This is a genomic window from Vibrio sp. YT-17 (assembly GCF_033337375.1).
Lineage (GTDB): Bacteria > Pseudomonadota > Gammaproteobacteria > Enterobacterales > Vibrionaceae > Vibrio > Vibrio alginolyticus.
The window spans coordinates 244,051-259,084 of sequence record NZ_JAWOQP010000005.1; the positions used below are offsets into that span (position 1 = coordinate 244,051).

The following is a 15,034-nucleotide window of genomic DNA, read 5'->3' on the forward strand; positions in this document are numbered from 1 at the left end:
GGCTTTTACGCGCAGGCTTCAACTAATTCCGTCATGGATAAATATTTGAACTGGATCTCATTTCTTTTTGGCAGGCAAAACTGATAACTGGTTTGGTCGATCGATTGAATGGTTTTACGTTGGCGATGCCCATTCTTACATCGCTATCACGGTATGCAGTTTTAGTTTATCAAATGCTGTTCGGAGTGTGGGGGAGGCTTGCTCCTTTCATTACTCCGCTTTTGCATGCGTTAAAAACGCACTCGTCAATTGCTGAAAGAGCGAATCTACCGATGGGCGGTCGGATACATGATGGAAGAGCGGTGTGTGGACATCACCACGAATATCATCGCTGTGACCGCAAAGCTGATTACACATTCGTACTGGTTCGACAATCTTCTCGACGTCGGCATCAATCAGAATGCATGCTTGTGACAATACCACTTGTCCGCCGCCTTTTTTAAGTAAAACACGCTGCGCGGTTCCCACGACTTTTTGCCCGCCAATGTTGAGGTTGTACTCGCCATCGCAGTAGGAATAAGGCGTAGCATGAACATCCACTTTCACGCCGAGCTGTTTAAAGAAAACCGTTAATATTGCACATAAATCGAGATACGCTTTTTTGATGTTGTAAGGCTCGCCTTCTGGCCAGTGGTAAATGTGGGATAGATTGATAATACCTGGCACCTGAGGGACTGGGGCACCACCGGTTTTACGAGAAAAGAGCTTCCAGCCAGACGTATTTAACGCATGTTCTAACTCATTAGACACTGGCCATTTCTTACCCGCGGGAAGCACGAGCGTTGGACTTTTTACTTGCCAAAGCAATAGCACTTGCGAGAGTTGGTTGGACTGAACTTGTTTAATGAGCTCATCTTCTTTGTCAAATGCATCAGCGACTTCCGTAGCTGTGTAGCGAATTAGCTTATTTTTAGCAACCAAACTCTATCCCTCGCGGCTATTTAATCGTTACTGTTGTATCTCAGATACAGCTTTATTGCTAGGTCTGAGTGATTAGGCTTTTGCTCGCTAGCTGCATGATCACCTTTTGGATCTTTTCCGTTGTCCATTAATTCTACTTGAACACGCGATAAAAAGTTTTTGCTAGTCATCACATCAGCCATTCATAAAATCTGCCATCTATGAAAAATTTTGGCGATATAAGTATGAAAAAGCGAGTGATGACTCTCGCGTTAGCGGCATCATTAACGGGATGTGTGACGTTCCCAACTCAAGAATCTGAGCAAGTACAGGTGCTTTGGGGCAATGTGAATGCGATTGAAAACTGTGAACTAATGGGTACCGTGATCGGCTCAGAAGGACACTTTTACGACTACTGGCTTCATGCAGATAAAGACATGGTTTGGGGGACGCTAAACCAAATGCGCATCAAGGCGGCGGATTTAGGCGCAGATACCTTGTACTTGTATCAACCGTTGAGCTTTTCTACGTCAGTGACGATGTTTGCAAATGCTTACAAGTGCAAACAGTAGCTATTGGCTTGATCATAATTGAAAGACAGGCGCTGCTCGCCTGTCTTTGATGCGTTCTACAAATACTGGCTACTTTGCGTTAATTAACGTTTGCTGTCGCCACCGCTGATGTATCAGAAAACGACAATGTAAAGTCTCGCTCAGTATTAAGCACTTTGGCTGGAAACTCTAAGCTCAACTGCGTATGTGGCGCGACTTCTGAAGCAATGCTAGTAACGAATTTTCGGGTTTCTCCAGGAGAGATCGATATGTCACTTCCACCTTGTGATGAGAGCTCAGCGATACCCATTGTTTCAAGTGTGTTACCTGCAGTATCCGCCAGGTGTAATAAAGATTCTGACTTGTAGATTAATTCTCCACTTTCTGTACGATATGCATTAAACGAGTTGAAATTTGGTTGCAATGATCCTTGTGAACCAATGTTAGTAACGGAAAATGTCACATTAGCGCCATCAAAGTTCTCGACTCTTACAAGTACGTTACTGTCTTGGTAACGAGCGGCTGCTGCCGCAGTTGCTTGCTGTTTCTGCCTCTGTTTCTCTTTTTCAATGTCGCTTAACTGTTTCTGCTCATTAGCGATTCGATTCTTTGCCATGTAGTACGACTGATCGACCATTGCTATTAAAGCGGGGATTGAATACAAAGTGAGGCCTTCCAAATGGTCAAAGTCGATTTTGGCATGTTGAGTACGTTTATGATTAGAAAATTGGCAGTAACCATCAATCAAACTGATGAAAGCCACTTCAAAAGTGCCTTGTAATCGGCTTACTTCCTGTGCTGCTTTCTCTAGATTTGAGCGGACTTTCCGAATCTCTTCCAAACTCTTTTGTGAAAGACGACCGTTTGGCGATACGTCGTTAGAAACCGAAACCAGTTCTTCGGTCACAAATGGATTGTTTTCGGCTGGAATCACCGTAGTTATACGGTTGGATTTGGTGATGTCTTCGCCCAATAAAACCATCATTTTTTGCGATGCGGCGGTTGTGTTGCCCGCTAATACGTCACTACAGTTTGGCGACGTATTGGCATACACGGCGAATGCGGTAAAAAGTGAAAGTGTAACGGACCAGCCGATGGTGACGAGTCCTGTCGTGGTTCGAGTATTCATCCTGATAACCCCTCTGTCATTTGGTGCGATTCACTGACGTAATTGCCAATCAAAAGATTGGCTCGCGACATTCAGAATGGTTCTGGTCAACCCTTCGTAGTGGGTATGCCCACAGATGCTTTTTTAGTCGTTTATCAACCGCTAAGCCACGATTGATAAAGTGTCTGAAATTGAGAGCATTAACGCTGCGAAGTTGATGTCTTTGACTGAAAGATAGACGTAACTTTTCTAACCATCAAATACGTGATTGAGTTCTCATTTTTATATGAGTGAGAGGTTCAAGAGAAAACAGGCACTTACTGTAGAGAGTTGATTTGAAGGAAAAATATAAATTTTTTTGGGGAACTTTTTTGATGCTGCCTTTGAGACTTTTTTTGAATCTCAAAGGCAGGTTCTTACACTCGCGTTCAATTACAACGTGTTGAGGACATCCGCGAGTCGAGAGACAGCTGTCGTCAGTTCTTCTGGTGTAGCATTGGTAAAGTTAAGACGCAGAGCGGCTTTTACCTTTGAACCTTCTGGATAAAAGACCGGGCTCGGCACTACGGCAACCCAGTTTGCGAGAAGGTTTTTCGCCAGTTCGAAGGTGTCGCATTCTGGAATCTCGACCCAAACGAACATGCCACCATCGACGGGTTTGAGTACGCAACTTTCTGGCAGCTGTTTTTGCAGCTCAGCAAACATGACATCGTAACGTGATTTGTAAAGCGCACAGATGGTTGAAATGTGCGTTTCGAAGTTGTCATGTTGCAGCAGACCATGCAGCAAAGCTTGCATAGGAATACTAGAGTGCAGATCGGCACCTTGTTTAATTTTGATGAGTGGCTCAAGGTAGCTGCTTTTGCCCGTAACTACACCAATACGCAAGCCTGGTGAAGCTATTTTGGAGAAAGAGCGCAATACGATGGAGTGCTGTGGGCAGAAGTCCGAAACCAGTGGAAGCGCTTCACCAGAAAAACGCAGCTCGCGGTATGGCGCGTCTTCGATGAATGCCACGTCGTATTGTATACAAAGCTCGGCAACTTTTTGGCGAGTCTCTAGCGCCCAGCATACGCCCGTTGGGTTGTGAAAATCGGGTACGGCGTAGAACATTTTTGGTTGCTGCGTGGCAAAGCATTGTTCGAGTTCTTCTAGGTTTGGGCCACACTCGGTTTGTGAAACGGTCACGATGTTGGCTTGCACTAGACCGAATACTTGCATAGCACCAAGGTAGCTCGGTGCTTCCATCACCACTTTATCGCCCGGATTTACGTACGCACGCGCAATCAAATCTAGCCCTTGCTGAGAGCCCGTTGTGATCATAGCCAAATGAGATTCCGGCAGCTGGTAATAATCGGTCAAAAAGTTAAGTAGCGGGGCGTAGCCTGCTGTTGCGCCATATTGAAACACCTCTGGCATATTCGCGAGGTTTTCGAGCGTCGGTTTCATTAAGTCGATCGGGAAGGTTTTTTCGTCCGGCAAGCCACCTGCAAGAGAAATGACGTTCTTATCGCTCGCTGCTGCGAGGATCTCTCGGATGTAGGATGACTTAGTTTGTTGTAATGACTGTGCGATTTCCATGTGCTGTGCTTCTCGTAATTGTCTTTTTTTATGTCAGAAATAGTATAGGTAAATTGCCAAGCTTGGTGTGTCCATTTATGCTGTTAAACATGTCCATTTATGCTATTTAAGCGAAAGTTTACTCCGTGAGCCATCAACAAGTTTCCAGAATCAATGACGTGCTGTTTTACATTCACCAGGACATTAGCAGAGATTTATCGGCTAAAGAGCTAGCAGATGTAGCAGCCTATTCTGAACAGCACTTCCATCGTATTTTTAAAGATGTGGTAGGGGAGTCTGTCCATCAATATATCCGTCGAACAAGAATGGAATACGCCGCCAATCAACTGATGTTTGATACCAGCTCATCGGTGTTAGACATTGCTAACAAGTGCGGCTTTAGCTCGGTATCTTCTTTTAGCCGAGCGTTTAAAGCAACGTTCGCTATGTCTCCTGGCGCGTGGCGAAAGCATGATTTACAAGTCGCAGAAAAGCCGTATCTAAAAGATCCAGAAGTGGCTGCGGGTTATCATCGGGTTGCTAAACGCGAGTTGCCAGAACCTAAAATTATGGAGGTTCCACAACGCTTTGCGGCTTATGTGCGGCATGAGGGTTATAGCCGTTCCATTCGTAATGCGTGGCTGATTTTGAAGGCGTGGGCAAGCTCTGAGAATCGGGACTTTTCGGTTCAATACGGTTTGCATCACTCCAACCCCGCTTGGGTTGAGCTCGATAAGTGTCGCTATGTGGCTTGTATGGCGATTGATAAGCCGCTTAAAGTACGCGGTGTCGTGAATCAAATGACGATTCCGGGTGGTTTGCATGCTGTTTTTCGCTTAACAGGGGTATATGGAGAGCTTCTTCCTCAATTGAGTATGGTGTTAGAAAAGTGGTTGCCGAATTCAGGCTTTAAGCAGCGTTCTACTCCCGCTTATGTTCACTATCATAAAAACCATTTCCTTAGCCATGATGAGGCGTTTGAGCTGGACTTCTATCTGCCCATCAGTTTTTTCTAACTGGAGTATTTATTTACTATCCGTAAGGAAGAAAATGCTAAGCTCTATATGGTGATTTTTTACAAATAATTGAAAATTAAATGAACATCGATCATGTAAAGCTATTTGTCCGTTTGGCTTCGACACACAACATCAGCATGGCTGGTCAGGAGCTTGGACTTTCTCCTGCTGTCGCTAGTGCGCACATTAACAAACTTGAGGACAGCTTAGGAGTTCGTTTAGTTCATCGCACCACACGCAAAGTTTCCTTAACTGAAGAAGGGCAGGCTTTTTTACCTCACGCGGAGGAGGTCCTTGCAACAGTGGAGGCAGCAAGGGGAGCTGTTGGCTCAGGGCAGAGTGCGCCAACGGGAGTATTACGTATAACCGCCTCTGCAACTTTTGGTCGCTTGCATATTGTGCCCGCATTAAAAGGTTTTATGGCGCGTTACCCAGGGTTAACCGTGGACTGCCGATTTTCTGATTCCATTATTGATCTGGTTGAGGGAGGTTTCGATGTCGCCATTCGTGTCGCTGAGTTGAAAGATTCTTCATTGGTCGCAAGAAAGCTTGCGCCAGATCGTCGTATTATCGTTGCATCACCAGATTATATTGAACAATTTGGGAGACCTAACAAGCCCCAAGACTTGACGAATCATCAATGTATTAACTTAGTTGGAATGAATAATTGGTCATTCAATACAAAAGATGGAATGGTCAATGTAAGAACTTCTGGTCGTTTTAAAACTGATAATGGTGATGCGATGAGAGACGCGACGGTAAACGGGTTAGGTATTTCTATCAACTCGGTTTGGAGTGTTTATCAAGAATTACAAAGTGGTCAGCTAGTGGAAGTACTCGAAGATCACCCTTTAGCGATGGATGCTGGGATTTGGGCTGTGTACCCAAGCTCTCGTTTAATTGCGCCTAAGGTGCGTGCCTTTATTGATTACTTTGCTGAATACTATGGCACGCCACCTTATTGGGAGTTTGCGGAAAAGTGATAACAAGTTTCACTTATCGAATACATTGTTTTTAAGGTCCGAATAAAAACGAACCTCAAGATAATTCTTAATTGTTATTAATAGAGTTTGCTTAAGATTAATTCAATAGTATCAATTATCTGCTGTGTTTTGCTTTGATCTAATGCATCAGGGTGTGGGGGCGCGAATGCTTCAATGTCATTATCGAAGTACATACCATGCGCTTGAGCAAACTCTTCTGATAGCGCAGCGCGAGTTAGAATATCTGCTCCTAAGCGGATATCACCACCAGCAACCCCATAAGCATCTTTAACCATCTTACTACCTAGGAATGATTTTGGGTTTACTGATACCAACATAGGGCCAGTGTTCTTAAGCTTTAGTCCGATTGCTCGTGACCACATCGTTAATGCCAATTTGCTTTGGGCATATGCTTCGCCATCTGACAATGGTTTGTTACCGAGTAAAGCGCTAGTGTTCACTGTTGTTTGTGCAGCTGAAGACAAATTAACCACACGACCCGTATCTCCGAGCAACGGCAATAGCTCTCTAGTGAGTAAGTAGGGAGCAATGGTGTTGACTGCGAAGCGTACATCAAGACCCTCTTTAGTTCTTGGATTTGGTGTTGCGTACACACCAGCATTGTTAATGATGACGTCTAAATGATTGAACCGTTCTGTTATCTCCATCACTATCTGTTTTACCGCATTGGGAGAGGATAAATCAGCAACAAGGCTTTCAACTTTACCACTTTTCATCTCCCTCAAACTTTGCTCAACTTGTTGAACTTTCTCTATATTCCGGCCATGGATTATTACGTGTTGTTCACGGTTAATTAACATTTTCGCGGTTTCTAAACCAATACCGTCAGTAGATCCAGTAACTAGAATTGTCTTTCGCATGATCGCTCTCATTGTTGAAGGTTAATATAGAACGATCATAGTGGCATCTTTTGCATTCGACTATTGAGACTAAAAAGAAAACACTTTCTAGGAAAAATTGAAAATAACTTTGTTGTTCTTTTTGTGGACGGTGCGACGAATTAACGTCTCATTAGATGCTACGGTTATACATGTGGTGCTCAAAAATTAGGCACTATTTTGTACTCAAATAATAGCCAAGAGGTCTCTATGTTAGGTGAAAATCACTCATTAACTCATGAATTCCCAGAACATTTGGATACCATTACTCAGCTTACCGAAAACGATGCATCATTTGCTGAAACCGTTAAAAACTACAATGCTTTAGATAAGGAAATCCGCGTACTAGAACTTCAAGGAAGCCCGATTGATGATCACGAAATGAACGTGTTAAAACATAACCGGGCTGAGCTCAAAGACTGGCTCCACTCGCGAATAATGGGTTCTTAGTGACGAAATGATCATCGGCTCGTAAATTGCGGGCCGATTTTAGTTCCAATGGACGATGCCAAGTGTGCAAACACTAGGAGTGCTGAGCAGGAGCTTGGAGCGGCAGGTGACCAGTTTTTACCCAAATGATCGTTTCTTGCTCTACAAAAGGAAAATGCTCACTCATATGTGGGCTTCGAATCCAAGAGAGAGCGGGATAGGTACCTAGCTCGTCTCTAAACTCTCCTGACAATACGAAAATTTCTTCACCACCAAAGTGACGGTGTGGTTGAAACTTCTTACCTTTTGGCCATTTAACCAATGCGACATGTTCGTGCTCAAAATTATGCAGCGGCATGACTTGCAACCCACCGACACCACTCTGCCAGCTCGCTTGGTTTGTATTAATGCGAACTGTTTCAAGATCCTCAGATTCGAACTGATTTAGTTTAACTAAAATCACACAGCCTTCTTTGCTAAATGGTGCGTGTTGACTTCCTGGAGGGTTACGAAGGTAAGTGCCGGCAGGATAGTCACCGTATTCGTCAGAGAATACCCCCTCGAGCACCAATATTTCTTCTCCTTGAGGGTGAGGATGAGTCGAAAACTGCGAATTTGGCTCGTACTTAACGACGCTGGTGGTATGCCCTGATTCTTTGGCTTCTCGTTCCAAAGGTTTGCGCCACACACCTTTGGAAGGGCTGGCGATCCACTCCTGTTGAGCAGTATCTATCACGATTCTTTTTGAAAAATCCATATTCAACATATTGAAATTCCGTTACTTATTTAATTACTAATTCTCATTAGTATACGTATAAAAAACATCAATTGATTCATTTGTTGATAGCCCAATTCATGGATTGAGTACGAACATGAAATCGGAGCCTAATTTAAATTTCTGCTTGTGTAATGAGAATTGTTATATTATAACATCGCAAAATTAAATGTTATAACATAACAAAAAGGAAAAAATAGTGAATAAGAAATTGGTGTCTCTCGTGATCGGTAGCATTTTTGCATCCCCTGTTTTTGCCGACACACTATCGAACCCACAGATTGGTGTTGTTGTTGATGGCTACTACCAAGATGGCCAACGTCATAATTCTGAGCGCGAAGAAGGCTTTGGTCTAGGCCATACTGAATTAAACTTCTCATCAAATATCGACGACAAGTTTTACGGCGCATTGACCGCGGTTCTTGAAAGTCATGGTGATGAGACAGAATTAGAGCTTGAAGAGGCATTCATCGAAACTTTGGCATTGCCATATGGTGTAAATGTGCGCGCTGGCCGATTCCTATCTGACTTTGGTTATCTGAATAACCAACACATGCACACCGATAGCTTTGTTGAGCGTCCAATTGCTTATCGTACTTTCCTTGGCTCGCACTACTACGATGATGGTGTACGTGCAAACATCGTGTTGCCAACCGACCTTTACGTAAAATTTGGTGTAGAAGCGCTTAGTGGTAGCAAAATGTCTTCTGTCGAAGATGGTTCTGAAGTTGGCGTGTACACCACGACGCTGAAGCTTGGGAATGACTTCTCCGAATCTTCAAGTTGGCAGTTTGGTTTAAGTTACCTGCGCAACGAAAACGGCAAGGTTAAAGAGTTCGAAGATCACGACCACGGTCATGAAGAAGAGCATGATCACGATCACCATCATGGCGCAGCAGTGACAGGTGCGAACCTTTACGGGGCTGATTTTGTTTGGAAATGGGCACCAGACGGTAATTACAAATACAGCAACTTCACGCTATCGGCTGAATACATGCTGTTAGACGGTGTGGTAGACAGCAAATATAAAAACGATGCAGAGTCACCAGACAACTTAAGCGCTTACTATGTTTCGGGTGTTTATCGCTTCAACCCAAGCTGGTCAGCAGGTCTACGTTACGGCGAAGCAGAAAGCTACGATGGTCATGCACATGGCGACCACATGCATTTTACTGAGCTGAATGATAAAGAAATGGATGCGATGATCGCATGGGATTCTTCTCACTTCGGTACTATCCGTGCGCAATACACTCGCATTGATAACCAAGACAGTGAGACAGACAACGTGTTCACTCTGCAATACGTGATGACATTTGGAGCGCACGGTGCTCATGCGTTCTAAGCTGACATTAAATAAATGCAGTTTGGTGATGATGGCGGCAGGAGCTGCCATCATTGCTTCGCCTGCTTCGCCTGCTTCGCCTGCTTCGGCTCTAAACATTTTCGTTTGTGAGCCAGAATGGAAAGCCTTTCTTGAAAGCCACGCGCCAGATGCCAGTATTTATTCAGCGACAACGGCTAAGCAAGACCCACATTACGTACAAGCTCGTCCTTCTTTGATTGCGAAGATGCGCCAAGCGGACATGGCAATGTGCTCGGGTGCAGAACTAGAAGTGGGATGGTTACCTATGCTGCAAGTTCGTAGCAGCAATGCGGCGGTGCAAAATGGTGCGCCGAGCATGATCTACGCGACGGACTTCGTGCGTATGTTAGATACTCACGCTCACGTTGACCGTAGCATGGGAGATATACACGCTCACGGTAACCCACATGTTCAATTTGCGGCAAATGACATGATTCCATTATCTCGTAAAGTCACGGAGCGCCTAAAAGCGATTGATCCCGACAACGCACAAAGTTACCAAGTGAATGGTATGAAGTTTCGTGCTCATTGGCGTAAAAAGCTTAAAGAATGGAATGAGAAAGGGGCTGCTTTAAAGGGTAAGCAAGTTGTCGGTTATCACGCGACGTATCGTTATTTGTACGATTGGCTCGGAATGAAGCAGATTGCCGATCTAGAACCTAAACCGGGCATTTCACCGACCACATCTCACCTGCAATCACTTACCAAGTTAGATGCTGACAGTTTTGATGCGATTGTTTACTCCTCTCATCAGGATCAGCGTCCAGCGAACTGGTTGCAAGATCATACTGACAAACCTGTGATTCAACTGCCATTGACCGTTTCTGAGGGTGAAAGCTTGGATGAGATGTACGATCAGGTCATTGATGATTTACTGGATGTGTTAGTGCCGCCCGTTCCTGTGAGGATCTAAGTATGGCGGATTATGCATGGCTTTTACCTGCGGTTTTGTGTGGTTTAATTGCGTTGGTTGGCAACATCGTTCTGGGGCAACAAGTTCTTAATCGTCAGATCATCTTTATAGATTTGGCGGTGGCGCAAGTCGCGGCATTGGGGGCAGCACTAAGCCACTACTGGTTGAGCCAATACGCGCTGTTCTCAGGCACATTCTTTGGCGAAATGATTGGCCCTTGGGTGATGTCTTTGATGCTTTGCGGTTTGATTGCCTTAATGGAGAAACGATACCAGCAACATTTAGAGCCCATGATTGGCAGCTTGTTTGTCGTGTCTGCATCGCTGGCGATCCTGCTGGTGAGTAAAGACCCACACGGCGGAGACTTTATTCAAGGCATTCTTAATGGGCAACTGTTATGGGCGACTTGGGCAGACGTTTGGCCTTTGGCACTCATTACCGCTGCGATGTTGCTATTAGTTTGGTTAAAACCTGCGTTTATGCGCGGTAGTGGTTTTTATCTGATCTTTGCAATCCTGATGCCCATTACGGTCAAGTTAACCGGCATTTATTTAGAATTTGCTTTGTTGGTGATTCCAGCTTTATGTGCGGCTGCATTGAAGGGAACTCGATTCTTTGTCGCCAGTATCAGCATCGGTATTGTTGGGATCTTATCGGGTATTGCCGCGTCGGCTCGCTATGACTTACCGAGTGGTGCGAGTATTGTGATCACCCTGTTTATTGCTGGCATGTTGTTTAATCTCTTGCTTCAGCCTTTTCTGGTGAAAATAACAAAACCAGCGTTTGTAAGAGATTAAGAGACAAGTAATATTGGTCTGATGAAGTAGTATTTGATTAATCAGACCAATACTTTTCTATCCAAGCCCTCCAATCGTGTAACTTTGCGCCTTCCAACACACTTTCTTACGTTGATCTTGCCATAGTCATCAAGTTGCCTTGATTAGTTCACATCCGACTCCCAGACTGTTTCTATAGTTTTTATAAGATATAAAAGACCCTGCGTATGAGAAGCGCAGCTGTAACGCGACTAGGCATAAAAACAAAAACGCTAGGGATACAAGCGAATTTGTAATCTCAACATTTAAGGAAGACCAAGATGAAACCGGAAAAAGTAGCAGTAGTCACTGGTGCGGCTCGTGGTATTGGCCAAGCGATTTGTGAGCAATTACTGGAGGATGGATTCCACGTTGTCGGGCTAGATATAGCGCCCGTGGAATGGAGCCAGTCGGCGCAGCTAAGCAGTTATCAAGTCAACTTGTGTGATGCCGAAGCCGTAAGTGAAGTAGTAGAAAGAGTTGTAGAGCAGCACGGAAGAATCGATGCTCTGGTTAACAACGCGGGCATCACTCGAGATGCACTGTTGCCAGACATGTTAGAGCAAGACTGGGACAGCGTGATCGACGTGAACCTAAAAGCGGTGTTCTTACTCACCCAACGTGTTGCTCCTGTCATGCTAGAGCAGGATGCAGGTAGTATTGTCAGCATTTCTTCTATAGTGGGAACGGATGGTAACATCGGCCAGAGCAACTATGGCGCAAGTAAAGGCGGCGTCATCTCAATGAGCAAAGGCTGGGCGAAAGAACTGTCAAGAAAGGGTGCACAGATACGCGTTAATTGTGTCGCGCCAGGCTTTATCGCCACCGACATGACCAAGAACCTGCCAGAGAAAGTCATTCAAATGATGGAAGGCAAAACCCCATTAGGGCGCATGGGCTCAGTTCAAGATATTGCCAATGGCGTCTCTTTCCTAACCTCAGACAAGAGCGCTTACATCACAGGCCAAGTGCTCAAGATTGACGGTGGGTTGGTATTATAGCTCGTTAATCAAAAACTAAATTAAAAATGCCTTTTACTTATGTAAAGGGCTTTTTTGTTTGAGGAACCCGACTTATGCGAGTACTACTAACTAATAGAAAGCTTCGATGCCGCTTCGAGTTGAGTTTTTGAAGCAAAAGGCCAATACGTTTGAATAGCGTCTCCTCTTAAACACTGCATTCCCTAAAGCACCGTATTCCCAAAAGAAAAGCCCACCGAAAAGCGGGCTTTGTTCTCTTTTAGTAAAGAGAAGAATAACTAGTAGCTCGCTTGAATGCTGACACCGCTATAGTTTGAGTAACCTTGAATCATGACGTGATAACGTCCACTTTGCGTCGCACTGACCGTACATGTTTCATTGTTACCGTATTTGAAAGGTCGGCAGTCCCATGCATTCAGTGCTGGTTTTGCTCCAAAACGGAGATACAAATCCGCATCGCCACTGCCACCATACATTTGTACGGTTAAGCGCTGCCCAGCTTCTACATCAACATAGTAATACGCTACTTGACCAGTTGAACCACTTAAACCATTTACTGGCACGCCCGAGGTTAATTTGCCTTCTGGGTCCGGTGTTGGATCTGGGCCACCGCAGTCTTGGCCACAATCTGCATCCGTTAAGCTATAAAGTAGCTTGTTCACGCTGCCTCTTGTGTCCGTCACTTTTCCGCTAGTTGCGCGGCTAACGATCAAGGCCTCTACTTGGCTTGGAGACAGTGAACGGTTTTCTTGAAGATACAATGCTGCTACACCCGCCACATGTGGCGTCGCCATCGAAGTGCCACTAATGGTTTTGTAGCCACCGTCATACCATGCGGATTTGATTTGTGAACCTGGCGCAAACACGTCCACACAACTGCCCCAGTTTGAAAAACTCGAACGTACGTCCGTGCTGGTGGTCGAGCCGACAGTTACTCCGGAAGCAACGCGTGCTGGAGAATAGTTACATGCATCGGCGTTGGAGTTACCTGCTGCAAGCATAAAGCTGACACCTGACTGAACCGCACTTTGCACCGCACTATCCAGAGCGACGGATTGACCGCCGCCTAAACTCATGTTGGCGACTGAAGGTCCGGAAGCGTTCGCAGCCACCCAGTCCACACCGGCAATAACACCAGAAGTAGAACCCGATCCGGTACAGCTCAATACTCTCACGCCGACAAGGTTGACGTTTTTTGCAACACCATACAAGCTGCCGCCAATGGTGCCCGCTACGTGTGTGCCGTGTCCATTACAGTCACTTGCATCTGCATCGTTATCGACAAAGTCATATCCTGAAACTGAGCGACCACCGAACTCAACATGCGCGTTATTCACACCCGTATCGATAACATAAGCCGTTACCCCAGTCCCATCAAAGTTGGCACTGTAGTTGTTATCGAGTGGCAAGTTTCGTTGGTCGATTCGGTCTAGTCCCCAAATGGCATTGGTTTGATTTGCGTCTGCCGAGACTATTGGGTCAAGCGATAGGATTCTGTCTTGCTCAATGTAGTCCACACGAGGATCAGAACGCAGATCTTTTAGTTGCTCAGGACTCAAGTTAGCGACAAATCCACTTATCGAGTGGTCAAAAACCGACTCCACTTGTATCGAATACAAACCAGACATGCGGTCTACGGATTGTTGCGTGAATTGCTCGAATTCCGTTGAATTGCTCACCATCATTTGCGGCTGTTGAAATACCACAATATAGCGATCTGCAATGGCGATGTCGTCCGGTGCAAGCATCAAAGTGGCAGGCAATGTGTCGGGAGCTTGTTGTAACTCTGCACTGTCCGCAATCTCATTGGGTTGCGAAAAAGCGAGAGAAGAATGAAAACAGAGCGCGGAGGTGATACAACAACTTAGTAGTTTCTTTAACATAAAATGTTCCTTGAAATCATAGTCTTGTTGATTTTTACCTAGTACCAAACTGTCAACACGAAAACACAGACAATCAGCGTAGTGCGTGCTGAAGTGACGTTACACAAGTCAAACTAGACAATGAGCAATTATATGCATAACTGATAATAATTCGCATACTCAGAAACATGATCAATAACCAAGCTTTATTGAAATTGAAATGCAAAGATTCATTTAGACTTAGAGCAAAATCCCTAAAATAGAATAATTCTACACACCTGACATATTGCCTGTTATATGACTTCATCTTACCCGTAATTTACGCAATAAAAACCTAACTATCCTTTTATTGGTCATAACTCAAATCGGTTGATAGATGTTAATATAGCCACCTGATTTCTGATGTTTTTAACTCATGGTTACTATCCAAGTTCAATATCGTTTCTGTAATAAAACAGAGCCCGTTCGTGAACATGGAAAAGGGCATTCTGGCTCTCCTCGCTCCAGATGTATCGAGTGTCGAAAGAGCTTTAACTCGATTACGTTTACGAAGCCCGCAAGCCAGATGTAAAAGAAAAAATTGTTGATATGTCAATGAATAGCTCTGGCGTTAGGGGAAACAGTACAAGTGTTGAATGTCGCATACAACACAGTATTGAGTACTTTAAAAAATCTCGCCAAGGTAAGTAACCTCAATGCCTTTCGATAAAGCAAATATAAGACTAATTTGTAAACTTGAAAGGCTAGCTGTATTGGTTGAGGAATATGAGGAAAACACTTCCCCATTTAAGAACTGAAACACACTTTTGCCCCATTATAAGACAGAGTAAATACTCATTCATATCCTGTTTATTGGGTTTTGCCTTACTAAAAGTAATCC

14 protein-coding genes and 2 pseudogenes are annotated in these 15,034 nt (G+C 44.6%); 10 read left to right on the forward strand and 6 right to left on the reverse strand.

The window, feature by feature from the left end:
* Positions 1-73: 73 nt before the first annotated feature.
* Positions 74-151, forward strand: a pseudogene (locus R7F67_RS25140) (VOC family protein); the annotation flags it as partial.
* Between the two features lie 59 nt (positions 152-210).
* Here the strand turns inward: R7F67_RS25140 and R7F67_RS07630 are convergent.
* Positions 211-921 carry a biotin/lipoate A/B protein ligase family protein gene (locus tag R7F67_RS07630; RefSeq protein WP_005373753.1) on the reverse strand — a complete coding sequence of 237 codons (711 nt, stop codon included), beginning with the start codon at positions 919-921 and terminating at the stop codon, positions 211-213.
* 224 nt (positions 922-1,145) lie between these two features.
* Between R7F67_RS07630 and R7F67_RS07635 the strand changes: the two genes are divergently transcribed.
* On the forward strand, positions 1,146-1,472 hold the full coding sequence (locus tag R7F67_RS07635; RefSeq protein ID WP_054729325.1) for a DUF4156 domain-containing protein: 327 nt from the start codon (positions 1,146-1,148) through the stop codon (positions 1,470-1,472).
* A 79-nt stretch (positions 1,473-1,551) separates the two neighbouring features.
* Here the strand turns inward: R7F67_RS07635 and R7F67_RS07640 are convergent, their stop codons facing one another.
* Positions 1,552-2,580 (reverse strand): hypothetical protein, encoded by a 1,029-nt coding sequence (locus tag R7F67_RS07640; RefSeq protein ID WP_054574562.1) that lies wholly within the window; start codon positions 2,578-2,580, stop codon positions 1,552-1,554.
* A 411-nt stretch (positions 2,581-2,991) separates the two neighbouring features.
* Positions 2,992-4,140: a PLP-dependent aminotransferase family protein gene (locus R7F67_RS07645; RefSeq protein ID WP_017819834.1), complete on the reverse strand. Its 1,149-nt coding sequence runs from the start codon at positions 4,138-4,140 to the stop codon at positions 2,992-2,994.
* A 125-nt stretch (positions 4,141-4,265) separates the two neighbouring features.
* Here R7F67_RS07645 and R7F67_RS07650 point away from each other — a divergent pair, with 125 nt between their 5' ends.
* Both R7F67_RS07650 and R7F67_RS07655 read left to right on the forward strand, forming a co-directional pair.
* Positions 4,266-5,135 carry a GyrI-like domain-containing protein gene (locus tag R7F67_RS07650; RefSeq protein ID WP_005387011.1) on the forward strand — a complete coding sequence of 290 codons (870 nt, stop codon included), beginning with the start codon at positions 4,266-4,268 and terminating at the stop codon, positions 5,133-5,135.
* An 80-nt stretch (positions 5,136-5,215) separates the two neighbouring features.
* Positions 5,216-6,118, forward strand: a complete 903-nt coding sequence (locus R7F67_RS07655; RefSeq protein ID WP_017633593.1) for a LysR family transcriptional regulator — start codon at positions 5,216-5,218, stop codon at positions 6,116-6,118.
* Positions 6,119-6,195: 77 nt separating this feature from the next.
* On the opposite strand, the gene R7F67_RS07660 is transcribed toward R7F67_RS07655, so the two are convergent.
* Entirely contained in the window at positions 6,196-6,999 is an 804-nt protein-coding gene (locus R7F67_RS07660) for an SDR family NAD(P)-dependent oxidoreductase (RefSeq protein WP_025767963.1), read from the reverse strand.
* Positions 7,000-7,227: 228 nt separating this feature from the next.
* Here R7F67_RS07660 and R7F67_RS07665 point away from each other — a divergent pair, with 228 nt between their 5' ends.
* Positions 7,228-7,467 carry a YdcH family protein gene (locus tag R7F67_RS07665; RefSeq protein WP_005373737.1) on the forward strand — a complete coding sequence of 80 codons (240 nt, stop codon included), beginning with the start codon at positions 7,228-7,230 and terminating at the stop codon, positions 7,465-7,467.
* 73 nt (positions 7,468-7,540) lie between these two features.
* Here R7F67_RS07665 and R7F67_RS07670 read toward each other — a convergent pair whose 3' ends face one another.
* Positions 7,541-8,212 carry a cupin domain-containing protein gene (locus R7F67_RS07670; RefSeq protein ID WP_025767962.1) on the reverse strand — a complete coding sequence of 224 codons (672 nt, stop codon included), beginning with the start codon at positions 8,210-8,212 and terminating at the stop codon, positions 7,541-7,543.
* Positions 8,213-8,420: 208 nt separating this feature from the next.
* Here R7F67_RS07670 and R7F67_RS07675 point away from each other — a divergent pair, with 208 nt between their 5' ends.
* From R7F67_RS07675 to fabG, 4 genes are all read left to right on the forward strand, one after another.
* Positions 8,421-9,563, forward strand: coding sequence for a hypothetical protein (locus R7F67_RS07675; protein WP_054577734.1), 1,143 nt, complete (start codon positions 8,421-8,423; stop codon positions 9,561-9,563).
* Positions 9,553-10,497, forward strand: a complete 945-nt coding sequence (locus tag R7F67_RS07680; RefSeq protein ID WP_165439082.1) for a metal ABC transporter solute-binding protein, Zn/Mn family — start codon at positions 9,553-9,555, stop codon at positions 10,495-10,497. The genes R7F67_RS07675 and R7F67_RS07680 overlap by 11 nt, the downstream gene beginning before the upstream one ends.
* A gap of 2 nt (positions 10,498-10,499) precedes the next feature.
* A complete protein-coding gene (locus tag R7F67_RS07685; RefSeq protein ID WP_149192137.1) occupies positions 10,500-11,294 on the forward strand; it encodes a metal ABC transporter permease in 795 nt (264 codons plus the stop codon).
* A 299-nt stretch (positions 11,295-11,593) separates the two neighbouring features.
* Positions 11,594-12,313 (forward strand): 3-oxoacyl-ACP reductase FabG, encoded by a 720-nt coding sequence (gene fabG / locus R7F67_RS07690; RefSeq protein ID WP_053304573.1) that lies wholly within the window; start codon positions 11,594-11,596, stop codon positions 12,311-12,313.
* Positions 12,314-12,570: 257 nt separating this feature from the next.
* On the opposite strand, the gene R7F67_RS07695 is transcribed toward fabG, so the two are convergent.
* Positions 12,571-14,175 (reverse strand): S8 family peptidase, encoded by a 1,605-nt coding sequence (locus R7F67_RS07695; RefSeq protein ID WP_053304572.1) that lies wholly within the window; start codon positions 14,173-14,175, stop codon positions 12,571-12,573.
* Positions 14,176-14,569: 394 nt separating this feature from the next.
* On the opposite strand from R7F67_RS07695, the pseudogene R7F67_RS07700 reads away from it, so the two are divergent.
* Positions 14,570-14,894 (forward strand): annotated as a pseudogene (locus R7F67_RS07700) (IS1-like element transposase); the annotation flags it as partial.
* Positions 14,895-15,034: the final 140 nt, after the last annotated feature.

Coding starts and splice junctions, on each gene's coding strand:
- fabG (WP_053304573.1), top strand. CDS start 11,594: ATGAAACCGGAAAAAGTAGCAGTAGTCACTGGTGCGGCTCGTGGTATT.
- R7F67_RS07640 (WP_054574562.1), bottom strand. CDS start 2,580: ATGAATACTCGAACCACGACAGGACTCGTCACCATCGGCTGGTCCGTT.
- R7F67_RS07635 (WP_054729325.1), top strand. CDS start 1,146: ATGAAAAAGCGAGTGATGACTCTCGCGTTAGCGGCATCATTAACGGGA.
- R7F67_RS07695 (WP_053304572.1), bottom strand. CDS start 14,175: ATGTTAAAGAAACTACTAAGTTGTTGTATCACCTCCGCGCTCTGTTTT.
- R7F67_RS07685 (WP_149192137.1), top strand. CDS start 10,500: ATGGCGGATTATGCATGGCTTTTACCTGCGGTTTTGTGTGGTTTAATT.
- R7F67_RS07655 (WP_017633593.1), top strand. CDS start 5,216: ATGAACATCGATCATGTAAAGCTATTTGTCCGTTTGGCTTCGACACAC.
- R7F67_RS07680 (WP_165439082.1), top strand. CDS start 9,553: ATGCGTTCTAAGCTGACATTAAATAAATGCAGTTTGGTGATGATGGCG.
- R7F67_RS07645 (WP_017819834.1), bottom strand. CDS start 4,140: ATGGAAATCGCACAGTCATTACAACAAACTAAGTCATCCTACATCCGA.
- R7F67_RS07665 (WP_005373737.1), top strand. CDS start 7,228: ATGTTAGGTGAAAATCACTCATTAACTCATGAATTCCCAGAACATTTG.
- R7F67_RS07670 (WP_025767962.1), bottom strand. CDS start 8,212: ATGTTGAATATGGATTTTTCAAAAAGAATCGTGATAGATACTGCTCAA.
- R7F67_RS07660 (WP_025767963.1), bottom strand. CDS start 6,999: ATGCGAAAGACAATTCTAGTTACTGGATCTACTGACGGTATTGGTTTA.